At 71.3% G+C, this 1,198-nt stretch carries 1 pseudogene (cut by a window edge); it reads left to right on the top strand.

From position 1 onward, the window contains the following. Positions 1–216 (top strand): annotated as a pseudogene (locus FDZ70_06900) (ATP phosphoribosyltransferase) (it extends 730 nt beyond the left edge of the window). Positions 217–1,198: the final 982 nt, after the last annotated feature.

Genomic DNA, 1,198 nt, shown 5'->3' with positions numbered 1-1,198 from the left:
CTGCTCATGATGAACGGGCCGGCAGGCAAGCTCGACGCCGTGATAGCCGAGCTGCCCGCGATGAAGAAGCCGACCGTCAACCAGCTGTACGGGTCAGACGACTACGAGATCACGACAGTGGCCGACAAGGCGACCGTCAACGTGCTCATCCCGCGCCTCAAGGCGGCCGGGGCTGAGGACATCCTCGAGCTGCCGATCGCCAAGATCGTCAGGTAGGAGGCCGCTCCCAGGCTCGCGGCCGGCGCCACGGCCCTTCCGCGTCGAGCCGTCGCGAGGATGCGACCAGTCCCGCGAGGGGTGCGTGGAGCGGGTGGTCGGGGACCGGCTGGAAGTAGCAGCGCCCGTCCCTGCGGCGTTGCTCGATGAGGCCCAGACGCTCGAAGCGTGCGATCTCCCGCTGCATCCTGCCCGTTCCGGAGCCGTTCGTCCGGCAGAGGTCGCGGAGCCAGGGCAGCTCGCCCTCGGGTTCGAAGAGCCGCTCCAGGATCGTTGCGCGAGAACGCGACCCTGTGAGTTGCTCGAGGGTGGTGCGGAGCGGTCTGCGGCCCACGGTGTCTCCTTCTGGCCGGCGAGGCGGTCGGGGAAGTGCCGGCGGCGCGCGGTCGGCCGTGTCTCCGGACGGTGGCGTCGTGCCCGCCGGGGCAGTCCCCCATCCCTACGATTCCAGGGTACGCCGTACCCAGGAATCGTATGACGCACCAATGTTCCCGGACGGCCGGAAGGCCGCCCTTTGGGACCCATCATGGCAGGCGGGTCTTACCGGAATCTAACTCGACGCGGGCGGCGAACCCGCGGTCGGCGGACCCTGCGGGGCGGGCGGTCCCGGTGCCACCGCGTCGGCGGCCGGCGCGTTCCTCTTCCGCCGTATCAGCACGATGACCAGCACGATCACCGCTACGAGCACCAGCCCGCAGCAGCACGCGCCGACGATCACCGCGGTCAGCACCATGCCGGGCCGGAACCCGCCGCCGAGCGGTCCGTCCACGGGGCCGCGGACGGAGCCGCCGCCCGAAGCGCCGCCGGAGCCGCCGCTGCCTCCGCCACCCTGCGCGTTCGTCCTGCCGCCCGCGCCCTTCGTCAGCGCGGCGAGTCCCTCGGGCTCCTCGAAGCCGGCCGGCGGAGCGATCCCGGTCACCGCCTCGAACGTCTCGAACTTCGGCGCTTCTGCCTCGGCGAACCTGATCTCGGAGAGGTAGGT

This window comes from Actinomycetota bacterium, assembly GCA_005774595.1.
In the GTDB taxonomy this organism is placed as follows: Bacteria; Actinomycetota; Coriobacteriia; order Anaerosomatales; family D1FN1-002; genus D1FN1-002.
This window is presented reverse-complemented; position numbering and strand designations above follow the sequence as displayed.